At 71.7% G+C, this 265-nt stretch carries 1 protein-coding gene; it reads left to right on the top strand.

What is annotated here, in order from left to right; all coding sequences use genetic code 11:
- Positions 1-265: non-ribosomal peptide synthetase (locus tag HKX41_11830; GenBank protein NNC24823.1), on the top strand; the 265-nt coding region annotated here is incomplete at both ends.

Raw genomic sequence — 265 nt, 5'->3', positions numbered from 1 at the left:
CAACCGCACCACCCGCGCCGGCGCGCACACGCCGCTGTGGGACGGCGCGCGGGTGATCGACAGCCAGGAACGCAGCAACTACCCGCTGCTGCTCAACCTCAACGACGACGGCGAGGGCTTCTCGCTCGGCGTGCAGTGCTGCGAGCCGATGGATCCGCAACGCATCGGCGCCAACATGCGCATGGCGGTGGCGGGGCTGGTCGAGGCGCTGGCGCAGGAACCGCAGCGCGCCCTGGCCCGGATCGAAGTGCTGCCGGCCGAAGAG

Origin of the sequence: Salifodinibacter halophilus (assembly GCA_012999515.1) — a bacterium.
Classification (GTDB): Bacteria; Pseudomonadota; Gammaproteobacteria; order Nevskiales; family Salinisphaeraceae; genus Salifodinibacter; species Salifodinibacter halophilus.
Note: the sequence above shows the minus strand (reverse complement) of the source record. Positions and strands in the feature narration are given on the sequence as shown.